This is a genomic window from Paenibacillus sp. WG02, from assembly GCF_055396115.1.
In genome coordinates, this window is sequence record NZ_AP036016.1 from 694956 (window position 1) to 711432 (window position 16477).

14 protein-coding genes are annotated in these 16477 nt (G+C 45.9%); 8 read left to right on the forward strand and 6 right to left on the reverse strand.

Going from position 1 to position 16477, the window contains the following annotated elements; genetic code table 11:
- Positions 1-432 precede the first annotated feature (432 nt).
- Both ACBP55_RS03150 and ACBP55_RS03155 read right to left on the reverse strand, forming a co-directional pair.
- Positions 433-1779, reverse strand: a complete 1347-nt coding sequence (locus ACBP55_RS03150; RefSeq protein ID WP_464649709.1) for a glutamate-1-semialdehyde 2,1-aminomutase — start codon at positions 1777-1779, stop codon at positions 433-435.
- A 239-nt stretch (positions 1780-2018) separates the two neighbouring features.
- A complete protein-coding gene (locus tag ACBP55_RS03155) occupies positions 2019-3047 on the reverse strand; it encodes an LCP family protein (protein WP_464653215.1) in 1029 nt (342 codons plus the stop codon).
- Positions 3048-3245: 198 nt separating this feature from the next.
- On the opposite strand from ACBP55_RS03155, the gene ACBP55_RS03160 reads away from it, so the two are divergent.
- The 7 genes from ACBP55_RS03160 to ACBP55_RS03190 all read left to right on the forward strand — a co-directional run bounded on the left by ACBP55_RS03160 (position 3246) and on the right by ACBP55_RS03190 (position 11279).
- The gene (locus ACBP55_RS03160) at positions 3246-4298 is read left to right on the forward strand and encodes an ABC transporter ATP-binding protein (RefSeq protein WP_464649711.1); all 1053 of its coding nucleotides are present in this window, start codon (positions 3246-3248) and stop codon (positions 4296-4298) included.
- Positions 4291-5085, forward strand: a complete 795-nt coding sequence (locus ACBP55_RS03165; protein WP_464649713.1) for an ABC transporter permease — start codon at positions 4291-4293, stop codon at positions 5083-5085. Before ACBP55_RS03160 ends, ACBP55_RS03165 begins: the two co-directional genes overlap by 8 nt.
- A gap of 3 nt (positions 5086-5088) precedes the next feature.
- A complete protein-coding gene (locus ACBP55_RS03170) occupies positions 5089-5877 on the forward strand; it encodes an ABC transporter permease (protein ID WP_464649715.1) in 789 nt (262 codons plus the stop codon).
- 226 nt (positions 5878-6103) lie between these two features.
- On the forward strand, positions 6104-7105 hold the full coding sequence (gene sbnA / locus ACBP55_RS03175) for a 2,3-diaminopropionate biosynthesis protein SbnA (protein ID WP_464649717.1): 1002 nt from the start codon (positions 6104-6106) through the stop codon (positions 7103-7105).
- 423 nt (positions 7106-7528) lie between these two features.
- The gene (locus ACBP55_RS03180) at positions 7529-8806 is read left to right on the forward strand and encodes a phytoene desaturase family protein (protein ID WP_464649719.1); all 1278 of its coding nucleotides are present in this window, start codon (positions 7529-7531) and stop codon (positions 8804-8806) included.
- Between the two features lie 40 nt (positions 8807-8846).
- Positions 8847-9746, forward strand: a complete 900-nt coding sequence (locus ACBP55_RS03185; RefSeq protein ID WP_464649721.1) for an RNA polymerase sigma-70 factor — start codon at positions 8847-8849, stop codon at positions 9744-9746.
- 513 nt (positions 9747-10259) lie between these two features.
- Positions 10260-11279 (forward strand): DUF3221 domain-containing protein, encoded by a 1020-nt coding sequence (locus ACBP55_RS03190; RefSeq protein ID WP_464649723.1) that lies wholly within the window; start codon positions 10260-10262, stop codon positions 11277-11279.
- 50 nt (positions 11280-11329) lie between these two features.
- On the opposite strand, the gene ACBP55_RS03195 is transcribed toward ACBP55_RS03190, so the two are convergent.
- The 4 genes from ACBP55_RS03195 to ACBP55_RS03210 all read right to left on the reverse strand — a co-directional run bounded on the left by ACBP55_RS03195 (position 11330) and on the right by ACBP55_RS03210 (position 15825).
- Positions 11330-13276 carry an FtsX-like permease family protein gene (locus tag ACBP55_RS03195; RefSeq protein WP_464649724.1) on the reverse strand — a complete coding sequence of 649 codons (1947 nt, stop codon included), beginning with the start codon at positions 13274-13276 and terminating at the stop codon, positions 11330-11332.
- A complete protein-coding gene (locus ACBP55_RS03200) occupies positions 13266-14027 on the reverse strand; it encodes an ABC transporter ATP-binding protein (protein WP_464649726.1) in 762 nt (253 codons plus the stop codon). The genes ACBP55_RS03195 and ACBP55_RS03200 overlap by 11 nt, the downstream gene beginning before the upstream one ends.
- Before the next feature lie 99 nt (positions 14028-14126).
- Positions 14127-15137: a sensor histidine kinase gene (locus ACBP55_RS03205; protein WP_464649728.1), complete on the reverse strand. Its 1011-nt coding sequence runs from the start codon at positions 15135-15137 to the stop codon at positions 14127-14129.
- Positions 15130-15825 carry a response regulator gene (locus ACBP55_RS03210; RefSeq protein WP_464649730.1) on the reverse strand — a complete coding sequence of 232 codons (696 nt, stop codon included), beginning with the start codon at positions 15823-15825 and terminating at the stop codon, positions 15130-15132. The genes ACBP55_RS03205 and ACBP55_RS03210 overlap by 8 nt, the downstream gene beginning before the upstream one ends.
- Positions 15826-15986: 161 nt before the next feature.
- Here ACBP55_RS03210 and bcp point away from each other — a divergent pair, with 161 nt between their 5' ends.
- Positions 15987-16472 carry a thioredoxin-dependent thiol peroxidase gene (bcp, locus tag ACBP55_RS03215; protein ID WP_173193934.1) on the forward strand — a complete coding sequence of 162 codons (486 nt, stop codon included), beginning with the start codon at positions 15987-15989 and terminating at the stop codon, positions 16470-16472.
- Positions 16473-16477 lie beyond the last annotated feature (5 nt).

Genomic DNA, 16477 nt, shown 5'->3' on the forward strand with positions numbered 1-16477 from the left:
GTCGATTTCATTGGATTTTGTCCAATGGAGATTGGGGGGGGTCATGTTGTTCAGTAGTTCGTCCTAGTTTGTGTAACCCGTAATACCTTGCCATGACACCAAACCACCAAATAGCAAAGACCAACAGCAAAGACCAACAGCAAAGACCCAACAGCAAAGACCAAAGACCAAACACCAAAGACCAAACACCAAACACCAAACCTGTAGCATCTAACCCGTAATCACTCATAGCACCTAATTAGTAACATCTAACCCGTAATCACTCATAGCACCTAACTAGTAACATCTAACCTGTAATCACTCATAGCACTTAACTAGTAACATCTAACCCTTCTACCAAACCCGTAATAACATTCCCATAACACCTAACATCAAACACCTAAGCTCTAATTTCAAACCCATAATCCGAAACAGATACACAAGAGAAGCATATTAGCGCATTTTCATGGTTTTGAACGCTTGGTCAACGGCATCGAGCGTCTGCGCGATGTCGTCTTCGGTGTGGGCGATGGTCATGAACCACGCCTCGTATTTGGATGGAGCGAGGTTAATGCCTTGCTCCAGCATAAGTCGGAAGAAATCAGCGAAGCGTTCGCCGTCTGTATCTTGTGCTTCGTCATAGTTCGTGACGGGATGGTCACAGAAGTGGGTAGAGAAAGCGCCGCCGATGCGATTGAGCGTCAAGGCGATGCCGTGCCTTGCGGCGGATTCTGCGATGCCGCCGGCCAGCGTTGCGCCAAGCTGCTCGAGCTTGGCGTAGACACCGGCCTGCTGGAGCACCTCCAAGCAGGCGATGCCGGCCGAGATGGAGGCGGGGTTCCCCGCCATCGTGCCGGCTTGATAAGCAGGTCCGAGCGGAGCGACCTGCTCCATCACGGCCTTGCGGCCCCCGTAGGCACCGATCGGCAGTCCGCCGCCGATCACTTTGCCGAGGGCCGTAAGGTCCGGCTCCACGGCGGCGAAGCGCGCCGCCGCCTCGGAAGTGCCGCCCTCCACGAGCGGGAGGCCGGGGTAGGTCTGTGCCGCTCCGTAATGGAAGCGGAACGCCGTGATGACCTCGTCATAGATGACGAGGGCACCGTGTCTGCGAGCAGCTGCGCAGAGCTGCTCGAGGTAGCCGGCATGGGGCATGACCATGCCGAAGTTGCCGACGATGGGCTCCACCATCACCGCGGCAATTTCTTCACCCCAACGCGCAAGCGCGGCTTCGAGTGCCGGAATGTCGTTGAACGGCACGGTGATGACCTCTTGCGCAATGCTCGCAGGCACGCCCGCGCTGTCCGGCGTGCCAAGCGTGGACGGCCCGGAGCCGGCCGCCACCAGTACAAGATCCGAGTGGCCGTGGTAGCACCCGGCAAACTTAATGATCTTCGTGCGCTTCGTATAGGCGCGCGCCACGCGAATCGTCGTCATCACGGCCTCTGTGCCGGAGTTGACGAAGCGCACTTTGTCGAGCGAAGGAATCGCCGACTTCAGCATTTTGGCGAACTCGATCTCGAGTTCGGTCGGGGTGCCGTACAGCGTGCCGTTCTGTGCGGCGCGGCAAATTGCCTCGGTCACGTGCGGATGCGCGTGGCCGGTAATGATAGGGCCATAGGCGGCGAGGTAGTCAATGAAGCGATTCCCGTCTACATCCCAGAAGTGCGCGCCTGACGCACGTTTCATGAAGACGGGTGCGCCGCCGCCTACTGCTTTGAATGAGCGGGAAGGGCTGTTGACCCCGCCGACGATATGTTGTAGTGCTTCTTGATATAACTGCTCGGATAGTTTGCGTTCCATAAGAAGTATCATTCCTTTACACTATGTAGTCGTTTATCATCTTACAAAAAGCCCCTACTCGAAGGGCGCTAAGCCCTCTAGTCAAGTAGAGGCATAAAATCTAGATTAATTATTATCTTCGTACATTCTAACCAACTAGCTTAGATTTCGTCCAGTCACCATAAGGATGTTTCTCATCCATAATCCAGCGGTTCCCGCCATTCCGGAGCATCATCAACCTTAGCGTCCCTAATCTCTTACTACTTCGTCGTCTTCACCGAAGACTTCGGTGTAGGCGAAGGCGATGGCTTCGTAGGACCAGAGTCAGCCTCTGCCTTCCCTGCAAAAAGGTCCTTCACATAAAGCTGCAGCTTCTCTTTGTTCACCGTAATGACAGCTGCACCGCGGACGTTTTTCTCGATCAACAGATCGGTTGGCGGTAATTGGGAGCTAATGATTCCGTCAGCTTTCGCTTCATAACCAAGAGTACCGAGCTTCAGCATATCCGACACACTGAGGTTCGTATCGATATAAGGATCGATGGAATTTAGAATTCTTGGCAGCTTAATTAAGGAAGAGGTTGTCTGCATTTTTTGTGCGACCGCTGTTAGGAACTTCCTCTGACGTTCCGTACGCGAGAAGTCGGACAAAGCATCATGTCGAAAGCGTACATACTGCAAAGCCGTTTTGCCATCGAGATGCTGAGGCCCTTTTTTTAAATTAATATCATAGACATGATCATCCTCCGAGTCCGAATATTTCATATCTTTCTCGACGTCAATATCAATCCCGCCAACAGCATCGATAAGTGCAATGAATCCCTTAAAGTCGGTATAAACATAGTACTGAATAGGGATGCCTAGCAAATCGCTGACCGTTTTCATCGCTAAATTCGGACCGCCATATGTAATGGCTGTGTTGATACGATCTTCGCCTTCACCTGGGATCTTCACATATGTATCTCGAAGGATAGAGAAAAGGTGAGCCTTTTTGGTCTCGGGATCAATCGAGGCGAGCATTATACTGTCTGAGCGGGGCAGCTCATTCTTCGTCATCCCACGGGAATCTCCACCTAGAAGTAAGATGTTGACTCGTTGTTTGCCTTCCCATTTTGGCGGGATAAATTTATCCCCTTTATCTTTAATGCTCTGGGCAATCATGGTACCGCCACTGCCTTGTGGTTTGTCCGATTTATGGGAGATATTGTTCGCGAAATTATAGAAAGAATATGTATAATAACCAGCTACCACCATAAGCAGTAAGCCGATCAGGAGCAAAGTTCGTTTTATGATTCTCAAAGGTTCAGCGCTCCTTTCGTAAATAGAGGTAATCTGTACTTTTTTTTCTTACAGAATTCATGTATCATGAGTGTGTTGTACAATTCATCTTTATGATCCATATTATAGATGTTATGAAACTTCGATAGCAAGTTAAGGCGATCTTTGCCATTATATGTAGCCGAGTCTACACAGACAGGAGGTAAGTTCATGTTAGCGATTGATGTTCAAGATCTGCGCAAGGAATTTCAAGTTCAGCAGAGCCGCGGGGGCTTAAAGGGCGCATTTCAAGATTTGTTTCAAAGAGAATATAAGCAAATTACAGCTGTGAAAGACATCAGCTTTCAAATTCCTAAGGGCGAAATTTGTGGATATATCGGTGAAAATGGAGCCGGCAAGTCTACTACCATTAAAATGCTGACGGGTATTCTAGTACCTACATCAGGACATATCAAGGTCAATGGTTTCGTACCATTTAAAGAGCGTGAGAAATTCGTAGCCGGAATCGGTGTCGTTTTCGGTCAACGCAGCCAACTCTGGTGGGATATTGGTGTTGTCGAATCCTTTCAACTCTTGAAAAAGGTGTATCGCGTGTCGGAAGCCGATTACAAAAAGCGTCTCGATGAGCTCGTGGATCGTCTGCAATTATCCGATTTATTATCACGTCCCGTTCGTAAGCTAAGTCTGGGTCAGCGGATGCGCTGTGAGTTAGCCGCTTCCCTCATTCATAATCCAGCGATTCTGTTCCTCGATGAACCGACCATTGGTCTAGATATCGTAGTGAAAACAGAAATTCGCGAATTTCTCAAATCGCTTAATCAGCGTTACGAAACGACGATCTTGCTTACAACGCATGACCTGCAGGATATTGAAGCATTGTGTTCTCGTGTTATCATGCTCGATGATGGCCGTATTATTTATGATGGCGGACTCGAAGAGCTGAAGGTGAAATGGGGCAAAGGCAAAGAAGTCGTGCTGCAATTTGAGCATCCTACCACATTGGCTCGCCTTCAAGAGCTTACGCGGGGCCTAGATGTTGCTTGGCAGCTTGAAAATGAGCTGTCCGCCAAGGTGTTCATTCCGCACGAACGCGCCAATGTTTCTGAGGTGCTTAGCCGCGTAGTCGGCGTTTTGCAAATCCAAGATATCAAAATCAATGAAACGAATACGGATGATATCGTCCGTGAAATTTATAAAGCCGGCTCAGCCGATGTGAAACGTCAAGATGCGCCGCAGCCAGAGGGAGTCGCATCTCATGCTTAGTGCTTATTTAGAAGTAATCCGCATGCGATTTCTCATGATGCTCGCTTACCGCGTTAATTATTACAGCGGCATTTTGATCTATGCACTCAATATTGGTTCTTATTATTTTGTATATAAAGCAATTTATGGTGAGCAAGCTATAATCGGCGGCCTGACGCTAGGTCAGATGACGACTTATGTGGCCATTTCTTGGATGGGGCGCGCTTTTTACTTCAATAACTTAGATCGTGAGATTGCCAGCGAAATTCGCGACGGCAGTGTAGCGATCCAATTCATACGTCCTTATAACTACGTTTTTGTGAAAATGATGCAAGGATTGGGAGAAGGCGTATTCCGTCTGATTCTCTTCACGACACCGGGAATGATCTTCATATGGTTACTCTTGCCCATTCAGTTCCCAACCGATCCAAGCCTGTGGGTTATCTACTTCGTGATGCTGTTTCTCAGCTTTCTGATTAACACGCAGCTTAATATCATTACAGGATTATTCGCTTTTTTCTTGGAAAATAACGAAGGTCTGATGCGCATGAAGCGCGTTGCGGTCGACCTGTTCTCCGGTTTAATTATTCCGATCTCCTTTTTTCCAGGATGGTCCAAATCGGTCTTGGAGTGGCTGCCATTTCAAGCGATTACTTACTTACCGAGCGCTGTTTTCACAGGAAAAATTACAGACACTGCGATATTCCAAAACCTTGGCGTCCAAGTGCTGTGGTTCCTGGTCTTAATTATCCCGATCTATGTCCTGTGGGTTAAATCCAAAACGCGTCTATTCGTACAGGGGGGTTAACACATGAGTTTTTATGTCTCCCTAGTTGTAGAATATTTGAAAAATTACATGAAAACACGCCTCACCTACCGATCCGATTTCTGGATTGACGTTCTTTCCGACTTGATGTTCAATGGTTTGAATCTATTCTTCATTCTCGTCGTATTTTTGCAAACACAATCGCTTGGCGGCTGGAATCAAGAACAAATTTTGTTCATTTACGGTTATTTTATGATTCCATATGGCATATTCATCACTTTTTTTAACTTATGGGGATTCAGTGAACGTTATATTGTCAAAGGGGAGATGGATCGTATCCTGACGCGTCCTGCCTACAATCTATGGCAATTGATGCTCGAAAACCTGAGTCCATCTTCACTATTTAGCGCATTAGCAGGTCTGATTGTCATGATCTATTCCTGGGCTAAGCTCGGAATCCCGTTCCATTGGCATGATCCGCTGGTCTTTATTGTACTGGTGATTGGATCGATTCTCATTTATGCAGGTGTATACATCTCGCTGACGTCGCTGGCTTTTTACTCTGATGCGCCGACAGGTATTCTGCCGCTTATTTGGAATATCCAGAACTATGGACGATATCCGGCTACGATTTACAATAAACTGCTCCGAACGATCTTGACGTGGATTTTGCCTTTTGCATTCGTCGGCTTCTATCCGGCCGCTTATTTCATCGATCCAGTCAACTGGAAGTGGTTCGCTTTGCTAACACCGGTTGTTGGTATTGCTTTCAGCATTTTTGGTATTACAATTTGGAATATTGGTGTGAAACGGTACCGCGGCGCGGGATCTTAGAAGTAAATGGAAAAGTCCAGTTCTTGCTAAAAAGCAGGAACTGGGCTTTTTTGTATTGTAAATACCAGACCAAGTTTTGTGACAACTAAGTTATGAATAAAGAAATAAGGCAGGACAAAACGCATAGGATATGTAGTTAGTAGTGCCTGGATTATCGGTTGTTTATGAGGGACCGCACCTCAGTGAAGAATAAAAAAATCTTTTATACGTGAAGGAGGGAATGCCTATGCAGCTTGAAGGAGGTATTGTTGGAGCGATCGGCGGCACGCCGCTCATACGACTTGGGCGTTTGTTCAAAAATCAGCCATTCGAGGTTTACGGAAAGATGGAGTGGATGAATCCGGGTGGCAGCGCGAAGGATAGGCCAGCACTCTTTATGCTGCGAGAAGCGATACGACGCGGTGAAGTTACCAACGACAGCGTCATTATCGAATCGAGTTCAGGTAATTTGGCGATTAGTCTTGCACAGCTATGCTGTTATCTGGGACTGCGATTCATCTGTGTGGTGGATCCCCGAACAACCGAGCAGCATAAGCAGATTATCCGCAGTTTCCATGGAGAAATCGATCTTGTTACGGAACCGGATGCGGAGACCGGTGAGTTTTTGCCGGCGCGGATTCGAAGAGTAAGTGAATTGGTTGGACAAATACCGAATGCGTATTGGACCAATCAGTATGGGAGTCCAGACAATGCCAAGGCACACATGGAGACGACCATGTCAGAAATCGGGGACCAATTGGGACCGATTGACTATTTATTTTGCGGTGTAAGCTCTTGCGGGACGATACGAGGGTGTATGGAATACATCCGTAATCGTGGATGGCCCACACAAATCGTTGCTGTGGATGCGGAAGGCAGTGTCATTTTTGGCGGGGAAAAAGGTTCGAGAAGGTTCCCAGGACTCGGCGCCGGAATAGTACCGGGTCTGTACAAGCATGATGTAGCGGATCTTGTCATGTACGTGTCAGACTTGGACTGCGTGGAAGGCTGCCGCGCATTGGTGCGGAGTGAAGCGATTTTGGCGGGGGCCTCGTCAGGAGGCGTTGTTTCCGCGATACGCAAAATGAGCGGGAGCATCCCTGATGGAGCGGTTTGTGCCGCCATTTTACCAGATCGAGGCGAGCGTTATTTGAACACCGTGTACAACGACGAATGGGTGCAGAAAGAGATAGGCTCTAATCCGAGTACCTGGCATGGGAGACTGGAGTATGATTTATTTACACGATGACCATATCCGAGATATCGGTATCGATTGGACGATGGGTTTAGGAGTCTACGATATTGCTTTAGCAAGGTACTAGTGGAAGGAAGCGCTGCAGATGGACAGAGGCATAAGGTTAGAGAGTAGTCGATCTGTTTGATGTGAAAAGAAGCAGCACTGGCCTTGGTGGCGCAGTGCTTTTTTTGACATTTTATAAGGGGGGAATAGGAATAAATGCCATGAATGAATCGACGGTCTAGGATATCCACATAATTGTCCACAATTCCACAGGTTGAAAAGTCCCGTTGTGTATAACTTCCATGCACAGTGTCAACATATCCACAGATCGAGTTATCCACAAGTAAATTTTAATTATGAAACCGTATCTGTCACAAAACACCGCCCTATTTCGCCTTATATACGAAAAGCGAAAAACGGAGGGTGATGAACATGAACAAATACGACACAGCGATTATTGGCGGAGGTCTAGCTGGATTAATTGCGGCCAACGAATTAGCTAAGGGTGGAAATAAAGTGGTGATTTTGGAGAAATCGGGGCGCTTGGGCGGCAGAGCCATTACGAATAAGAAAAATGGTGTTTTCTTTAACTTAGGCGGGCATGCGTTATACCGCGCTGGGAAGGCATATTCGATTTTACAAGAGCTTGGAGTTCGCATAGAGGGAGGAACGCCTTCATCCAAAGTGAACGCCATCTGGAATAATCAAATTCTTCCGATGCCAGCGAGTCCGATCAGCATGTTATCATCTAAGCTTCTATCATGGTCTGGCAAAATGTCCCTCTTAGGACTGGTGATGAAATTAAACAAAATCGATACAACTACATTAAGACATGCAACCTTGAGGGATTGGGCGGAAGGTGAGATTCCTGATCCGATGGTGCGTCATATTTTCTATGCGCTGTGCAGAACCGCCACATACACGCACGATCCAGATTATCAGCTGGCGGGTCCCGTACTTGCACAAGTTCAGCGTTCACTTAAAGGGGTCCTATACCTCCATGGCGGCTGGCAAAAGATCGTAGACCAGCTGCATGAGAAAGCGGTTCAAGCGGGTGTGCATATCGTTAGCGGCAAAGATGTGAAAGAGATCGTATATGAGGATGGCAAGGTTCAAAAGCTTAAATTTGCCGATGAGGAATATTTAGAAATTTCAAACGTGATCAGCACCGCTTCCGCTTCGGAGACCTACAAGCTCGTTCGTGATGCCGATCACACGGTATTGAAACAGTGGAAGGATGAGGCCCGTCCATCGAAAGCGGCATGCCTTGATTTAGGGTTGAAGAAGCTGCCCGTCCATGGACGTGATGTTGCTATTGCGCTGGATCAACCCATTTTTTTCTCCCATCATACCGTCCATGCCAAACTAAGCGATAATGGTACATTGGTTGTGCATATGGTGAAGTATAACGGACCTGGGGAAAGTGATCCTAAGGCAGACGAGCAAGTGCTGACCGCTACCATGAATGCACTTCATCCAGGCTGGGAACAAGAAGTTGTCGCAAGACAGTTCCTACCTAATATTACGGTTGTCCACGACTATATGCATATAGGTAAGTCAGATAGGTTTACAGGTCCTGCTGTTCAGGGGATTCGTGGTCTCTATGTGGCCGGGGACTGGGTCAGTCATGGTGAAATGCTCGCAGACGCATCAGCGGCAAGCGCCAAACGAGCAGCAGAGGCTATTTTAAAAGAAAGCCAATTCGCGTAAAATTGCCATATCCACTAGTTAGAGTTGGGAGATGCACAGTATGGAGTTAGCCGGATTTTCAGAGCAGGTGTACACATCGTACAAACCGCTTTTGTTCTCACTAGCCTATCGGATGCTTGGGAGTGTCATGGATGCGGAGGATGTCGTGCAGGAGGCATTTCTATATGTGAATGAGACGAATCCGGCGCATGTCCACAATCCTAAAGCATATTTATGCAAAATCGTGACCAATCGGTGTATAGATAAGCTGCGTTCCGCCAGCAAAAAGCGCGAAGTCTACGTAGGTCCGTGGCTGCCGGAGCCACTTATAACGAGTAGTGACAACCAGACAGAACCTGATCTCTATTATTCGCAAAAAGAGTCCCTTTCGACCGCGTACCTGTTGCTGCTGCAGCAGCTGTCGTGGGTAGAGAGGGCGGTATTCTTATTGAGAGAGGTACTCCAATACGAGTACGACGAAATTGCCGAGATTGTTGGGAAAAGCAGCACGAATTGCCGGCAAATTTTCCGCAGGGCCAAGAGCGCCATTAGCAGCTTTCCAGATCGCGAAGCTGATCCTAAGGCACAGAACAAACAGCCTATAGTGGAACAAACTTCAGCCGTCGTGGAACAATTCGTGCAGGCTCTAGTAGCTGGCAATATCGGTCAGTTATTGAACATTGTCAAAGCGGATGCCGTTCTTTACTCTGACGGTGGAGGTAAGGTGAAAGCCGCTGTTCGGCCTATTATGGGGGCAGAACGTATCGCTATGTTCTTGTCCGGGGTTCTCGCCAAAGTACCGCCTGGCTTCAGTTATTCATTGGCGACCGTGAATGGAGAATTGGGCATTGTGGCTTATGATGATGGCCAACCTTATAATGTGACTTCCTTCCACGTTGTTGATGGTCAGATTGCTGCTGTCTATCTCGTAGTTAATCCTGACAAGTTGAGGCATTTATAAAATAGCTCCTGCTCAACCTTCTTTCACGTGATTTCTCTCTCTCTCTCTTAGGGATTATGCGGAGGAAGGTTTTTTGTGCACCAATTCGTTGGATGGATCAAACAAAAATAGCTGATGAGCCTTTATGGATTTTGTCCCACCAAAGGGCTTTTTTTGCTCCTAAGTTGGCTATGCCAGCCTTATCTAGCGCCAAACAGTTCCAGGGGAATTACATTAGCTGCAAAAAATACATCAAATTTCGCGGAATCATCATTATTGAGCGCACTTGCTGCATTTCCTACATCAAATTGTGCCTGAAATGAGGGTTTTGAGCCTTTCAAGTAAGATTACCTGCACAAAATGCAGCTAAATCGCTCCAATAGGTCGTTTCGGAGATAATTAACTGTACTAAATACATCAAGTGCAGAAAGTGTACGCTCATGGATCTTGAGTAAAAAGGGTTATTATGCAACAATTGGAAATTCATTGCGTCTAACTTATAAAGAATCTAAAGATTTGAGGTGCAGTAGACCAATGAAGTCCATACTCTTATTGCTATTATTTGCATGTGGTTTGTCTAATATCGGGAATCAAGGTGACGTCGCCGTTCCCCCAACTGAGGTGGAAAGTGTCTATGCGCTGCCATCCACTAATCCTACAGCTCAGCTGCCTGAAAACTTGCAGGATCGGATATATCATCTTGAAAATGTGTATAAACAATTTTCTGTTAAGCCGATGAGTATTTCTAAGTCTGAGAGTGAATACCCCAATGGTGCATTTCATCTTCAGCTTCTTAAGCTAGGTAATCATCGTGAGGAATTGAGCTCACAGGAGAAAGGCCAGATTAAAGAAGCCATCTATAAGGCCATAGGATCACGGTTCTCACTGGATATTACAACTTTGGTTATATCGAAAGAGGAGGAGTTGGTTGGGGTTATATCCGAAATAAATAGGGGGGAGCAAAAGATGCTCCTTGTCAATCCTGAGGCCTGTTTAGAGAAGGAATGCAAGGAAAAAGAGAAGTTTTGGGTCAAGCTTGATGAAGATGCCGTTGTCGTAACGAATAAAAGCAACGGCTCCAATAAGTTTGAGGATCTAAAACTAGGAGATTGGCTGCACGTATGGACGACAGGAGCCGTCTTGCAAAGCTATCCTGCGCAGTATTCAGGGCTTGATATTGAGGTGGTGGAGCCTGAGGATGAGACGCCAGTTGCACTGTCAAATTTAATGAAGACTGATTTTAACGGCATTAAACAAATTGATGTCAGATTCGGTGACGGTAATAAGCTGTCCATTACAGATACAAAGTCTCTTGAGGAAATATCATCAAAATTGAAAAGAATTGAGCTTGTCCGAGCCAATGATAAAAGAACATTTTATGGGTCTCTGTACGGGATGGAATTAACTATTGGGGAAAGCAAGTTTCAGTATGGCACCAGTCTAAGGTTTGATGGAATTAAATATAAACAAAATTCAGTCACAACCGAACTAAACGACTACATCGTAGCACTTGGGAGAGCAAGTAATCCAAATCTCTTAAGTGGAATACGGTGAAATATAAGCTGCTCACGAAGTCTTCGCGACTCGTAGCAGCTTTTTTGCAATCAAAGCGCTTTTCGGATCACCTTTTTATAATGCAGAACGGATAGTACTCCGAATATTGAGTATAAAACGGTATACAGCACCATCACAATGATCATTGGCGTCCATAGCTCAGCTCCGAATAGAAACCATCCCGACTGAACTGCAAAATAACTGTGGATCAGCCCAACGACTAAGGGGATACCGAAATTAAAGATTTGTTTCAACTGAATGCCTTTTAACAAATCGTCCTGCGTAAAACCAAGCTTCCGTAGAATCGTATACGTCGGCTTTTCATCTTCGCTTTCATCCATTTGTTTGAAATAAAGGATGCAGCCTGATGTAATCAGGAAGGTTAGTCCTAAGAAGCCAACGATGAACATGATGAGTCCCATTCTGTTTTTCTGGTCATTCGCCATGTTTTGGCGGGAATCATAAGAACGATTTTGATCAAAGCCCAACTCATGATAAATCTGATTTGCTTCGAGAAGCTTTGCCTCATTTTCGATATCAATTCCCAGATAGAGAGATGACTCTTTTTGAATCGCGGGGTCGATATCTTGCTTTAAACGCTTGAAAACCGAGTCGTCAACGATAGCAACAGGCAGGCCGCCATTCGAAAAGTACCAAGAAACGATGTATTGCTTCCTAGAGCCTACATAAGTTTGCGGAATAACAACATGCTGCCCGCTAAGTTGGATTTGGCCGGTATCTTTGAGGCTCATAAATTTTTGCAGCATGTCATTGGTACCCGTAAATAGCGTCTGTTCGGCAGTGAGATCGGCGAATAGCGCGTCCTTGTCACTGATAACAGGAATCGTCATGTTACTCGGATCGAGGATAAGGCCTTCCATATTGGAAGCCAAGATTTCCTTTAGATTGGCCTTGACCTGAACGACCTCGATCGCTGTATCCTTGTGCTTGATCTGACTATCATCTAACGCGGCTTTAAATTTGTTGGCATCTTCCACATTCGTAATGGCAAAGTGTGCGGGTACGCTATTTAGGGCCGTTTTTTCCGCAGAGTAATAGGATATGTAGCTTAAAGACAACAAGGCGATGGAAAGCGCAGATATGGTTGTAATGACAGTCAATAACAAGGCATTCGATTTCATGCGAAACATGATGGACGAAAGCGATAAGACCTCGCCGACATTTAAATAGCCATTTTTCCTGCTTCGGATGACGTTAAGGATTAATCGGACAGACCCCTTATAGAACAGATAGGTTCCGATGATGACGGAGGCCAGAATAAAGATCATGGCCGAAAAGATGGCAACCATCGTCATGAAATCTCCGCTAAACAGCTTCGAGGAAACGTAGTAGCCAAGCAAAATAAGGAGCAATCCCACCATCCCCATGATGGCTTCTGAAGTTGACAATCTTTTCACCTTCACTTCAGTTGAGGTAGAGACGCGAAACAACGATAAAATGCTCTGTCTTTTAATAAAAATATAGTTGACCAGCATGATCAACAAATAAACGGCGCTAAATACAACGAGAGTCTGGGATAGTGCTTGCATTGAAAAGTGAAGCGATGCGGCAGCTTTAATGCCTGTAATTTGGAATAAAATCATTAAGATGAGCTTAGATACGGAAAATCCGATAAATGTCCCGACGATTAATGAGCCGAAATATAGGACAAAGTTCTCGACGCTTAGGATGCGGAAAATCGCGGTTTTCGTCATACCGATTAACTGCAATAAACCGATTTCTTTACTGCGCCTTTTCACGAAAATATTGTTAGCATACAGATTAAAGATAGCGACAATCGCAACAAGTAGGATGGAAGCTGCCCGAATGGATGCCGCGCCTTTAATGGAGCCTTTGGTTTGGTCCAAAGCAGGGTCATACTGCAGGGTAACGAATGCGAAATAAAGCGCGACACTGAACATTAAGGCAAACATATACAGGTAGTAATGCTTGATGTTGGACTTCAGGTTTTGAACAATCAGCTGATTAATGCTCATTGTGCACCCCGCCCAGAACACCCTGAGTCTTCATGATGTCTTGAAAGAAGGCCTGCCTAGAGGTTTGACCTTTATATAATTGGGTATAGATTTGTCCGTCCTTAATAAAAATGACTCTGCTGCTGTAGCTGGCGGCAACTGAATCATGGGTAACCATGATGATGGTCGCTTTCCGTCGTTGATTCAATTCATTTAGCTTGTTAAGTAAATCCGAAGCGGATCTGGAATCGAGGGCACCGGTGGGCTCGTCGGCGAAAATAATACTTGGTTCATGGACAAATGCTCTAGCAGCAGAAGTCCGCTGTTTTTGTCCGCCTGAGATTTCGCCAGGATACTTATCCTGAATTTCCAAAATGCCAAGCTCTGTTGCTACCGCTTGAAACTTGTGATCGGCTTCTTGCTTCGAGGCTTTGGTAATGGACAGAGGCAGAAGGATATTCTCCTTAACGGTCAACGTATCCAGCAGGTTATAGTCTTGAAAGATAAACCCCAGATGATGCTTACGGAATTCAGCTAATTGCTTCTCTTTCATGGCCGTAATTTCTTGGCCTTCGATTTTAATGGAGCCTTGACTGAGCGTGTCAATCGAAGAAAGGACATTGAGCAGGGTTGTTTTCCCGGAGCCGGATGCGCCCATGATGCTAACGAATTCCCCTTTTTCAATGCTGATGTCCAGGCCCTTGAGTACCTCTTGCTTATTTAGCTTATTGCCATAGCTTTTATGGATTTTGACAGCTTCCAAAATGTTCATATGATTCACTCCTCTTCTACGATAGCTTTATTATAAAAAGCTTCCTATCCTTTTTCCTTCGATTGAACGAACAAAGAAGAAAGGCATGTGACAATGTTGTCACATGCCCGTAATCCGGACAGTTTCATTTGGTTGTGGAAAAGTGAGCGTAAAAGTTGTTCCTTCGCCTGCTTCTGAATGTACAGCTATATGGATGAGCAAGGTCTGCGCCACTTTTTTGGCCAAATATAAGCCCATACCTGTTGCGGCGCTGTCTTGGTGCCAAGTCGTAGAAGTAAAGCCTTTATCAAAGATACGCGGTAGATCCTTAGGATCGATTCCGCGACCGTGATCTTTTACCTCGAGCACCATTCGCTCATGCAGCTGGAAGCTCTTTACTATGATATCCGAAGAGTCGCTGTCGCTGTATTTCACTGCGTTCGTCAAGAGCTGCCGTAGAATAAAGGCTAACCATTTGGCATCGCTGAGCACTTTCGTGACGTCGAATTGTACATCAAAGCCAATTCCTTTTTGGATGCACCAGGACTTCAACGTCTTGATCTCCATATAAATAAGCGCTTCAAGATCTACGTACTCGATATACAGGTCGTTCTCCATAGACGGCAAACGTTTTTGGTGGAACTGCCGGTCAAGCAGCAGATGGATTCGCAGCCATTCATAGGTCAAAGCAGCTTTCATGGCTTCATCATCCAAGCGGTCAATCATGAGACGCATGGCCGTGAGCGGTGTCTTCACTTCGTGAATCCAGGACAGCAGCTCATCTTTCTCTTGTTCTAAAGCCACCTGTTGCCGTGATGCGATTTGACTCAACCGCTCGGTCAAGCTCGTCATACTAGTCTCGACAATTTGCTCGAACGGGCTTTCAGCATCGGCGATACTTGCGAGATCGAGATTGTTTTCTCGTTCTTCCAACCTCTTATAGAACTTCGTTTCTTTGTTGTAGCGGATAATCAGAAAGATAGCAAACAAGGTCGTCAATAAAAAAACAATATAGAGAATAGGGGAGAAAGGAATCTCGTAATCGAGATAAGCGATAAACAGGAGCAGTCCTTGCCCGAGTAGAAACAGCAGGATCCAGCTTTTCCTTTCCATAACATACTTCTTAATCATGGAAAGGGGACTCCTCTGCTGCGATGTAACCCTGACCGACCTTCGTTTCGATAAAGCGTCCTAAGCCGATCTCGTCTAGTCGTTTCCGCAGCCGATTGACATTCACGGTTAAGGTATTGTCGCTTACAAAACGCTGGTCATCCCATAAGCTGTTAATCATTTCTTCCCGACTCACGATCGTGTTCTTATGTTCAATCAACAGCTTGAGAATATAGATTTCATTCTTCGTCAACTCAATCGAGCCTGCTTGATTTGTAACCATATTTTTCTCGTAATCAATGGTAGCGCCGCACCATGTTTTGAGCTTGATGGGTTCTGTGTTGTAGTTATAAACTCGCCTTAGAATGGCTTGAATTTTCGCGATGAGAACATCAAAATGAAAAGGTTTCTGAATAAAATCGTCCGCTCCCAGCTGCATAGACATGACCATGTCAGTGGGGTGATCGCGTGAAGACAGGAATACAATCGGAATATTGGAATGGGTCCGAATCATCCGGCACCAATGAAACCCGTCAAATTTAGGCAGTTGAATATCAATGATAACTAAATCAGGTTTTAGTGTAATAAACTCTTCAACCACTCTGCTAAAATCCTTTATGCCATGGACATCGTACGACCATGTGGCCAACCTGTCTTTGATCTCCGTGAACAGGGTTGCGTCATCTTCAATGAGCAAGAGCTTAAACAATAGGAATCACTCCACTTGAGTCGAATTTCTAAACCTCATTGTAATGGAAAATAGCGGTTTGTGCTATTCATGAGTTTTTGGAAATGGAGGTTTGATGTTCTCACCTCAGATGACGCATAATGGATATACCTAAGAGTGGTTAAATAGAGGAGAGAACATAGATGAAGAAAGAGATAGAGACCGTTAAGCGTTTGGCACCAGCATTCACACTTCCTGCATCCAACGGGAAGAAAGTATCCTTAAAGGATTTCAAAGGGAAGAAGCTGGTTATTTACTTTTACCCACAAGACAACACGCCAACCTGTACCCAGCAATCGTGTGATTTTCGCGATTATAATGGTAAGTTTGCAAAGCTCGGTGTAAAAGTGATCGGAATTAGCCCAGATGAGCTGAAAGCCCACGATAAGTTCATTGAGAAGTATGAGCTGCCGTTTCTATTGCTCTCCGACCCTGATCATCAGGTGGCTGAGAAGTTTGGTGTATGGGCACTCAAGAAGCTGTATGGCCGTGAGTATATGGGAATAATTCGTTCTACTTTCCTGATAGATGAAGAGGGTTATATCGTCAAGGAATGGAGTAAAGTTAGGATTAAGAATCACGTTCAGTCCGTTCTGGACGCTGTTATGGCATTGAATACTAATACATAATGAAC

Coding starts and splice junctions, on each gene's coding strand:
- ACBP55_RS03150 (WP_464649709.1), bottom strand. CDS start 1,779: ATGGAACGCAAACTATCCGAGCAGTTATATCAAGAAGCACTACAACAT.
- ACBP55_RS03160 (WP_464649711.1), top strand. CDS start 3,246: ATGTTAGCGATTGATGTTCAAGATCTGCGCAAGGAATTTCAAGTTCAG.
- ACBP55_RS03165 (WP_464649713.1), top strand. CDS start 4,291: ATGCTTAGTGCTTATTTAGAAGTAATCCGCATGCGATTTCTCATGATG.
- ACBP55_RS03170 (WP_464649715.1), top strand. CDS start 5,089: ATGAGTTTTTATGTCTCCCTAGTTGTAGAATATTTGAAAAATTACATG.
- sbnA (WP_464649717.1), top strand. CDS start 6,104: ATGCAGCTTGAAGGAGGTATTGTTGGAGCGATCGGCGGCACGCCGCTC.
- ACBP55_RS03180 (WP_464649719.1), top strand. CDS start 7,529: ATGAACAAATACGACACAGCGATTATTGGCGGAGGTCTAGCTGGATTA.
- ACBP55_RS03185 (WP_464649721.1), top strand. CDS start 8,847: ATGGAGTTAGCCGGATTTTCAGAGCAGGTGTACACATCGTACAAACCG.
- ACBP55_RS03190 (WP_464649723.1), top strand. CDS start 10,260: ATGAAGTCCATACTCTTATTGCTATTATTTGCATGTGGTTTGTCTAAT.
- ACBP55_RS03195 (WP_464649724.1), bottom strand. CDS start 13,276: ATGAGCATTAATCAGCTGATTGTTCAAAACCTGAAGTCCAACATCAAG.
- ACBP55_RS03200 (WP_464649726.1), bottom strand. CDS start 14,027: ATGAACATTTTGGAAGCTGTCAAAATCCATAAAAGCTATGGCAATAAG.
- ACBP55_RS03205 (WP_464649728.1), bottom strand. CDS start 15,137: ATGATTAAGAAGTATGTTATGGAAAGGAAAAGCTGGATCCTGCTGTTT.
- bcp (WP_173193934.1), top strand. CDS start 15,987: ATGAAGAAAGAGATAGAGACCGTTAAGCGTTTGGCACCAGCATTCACA.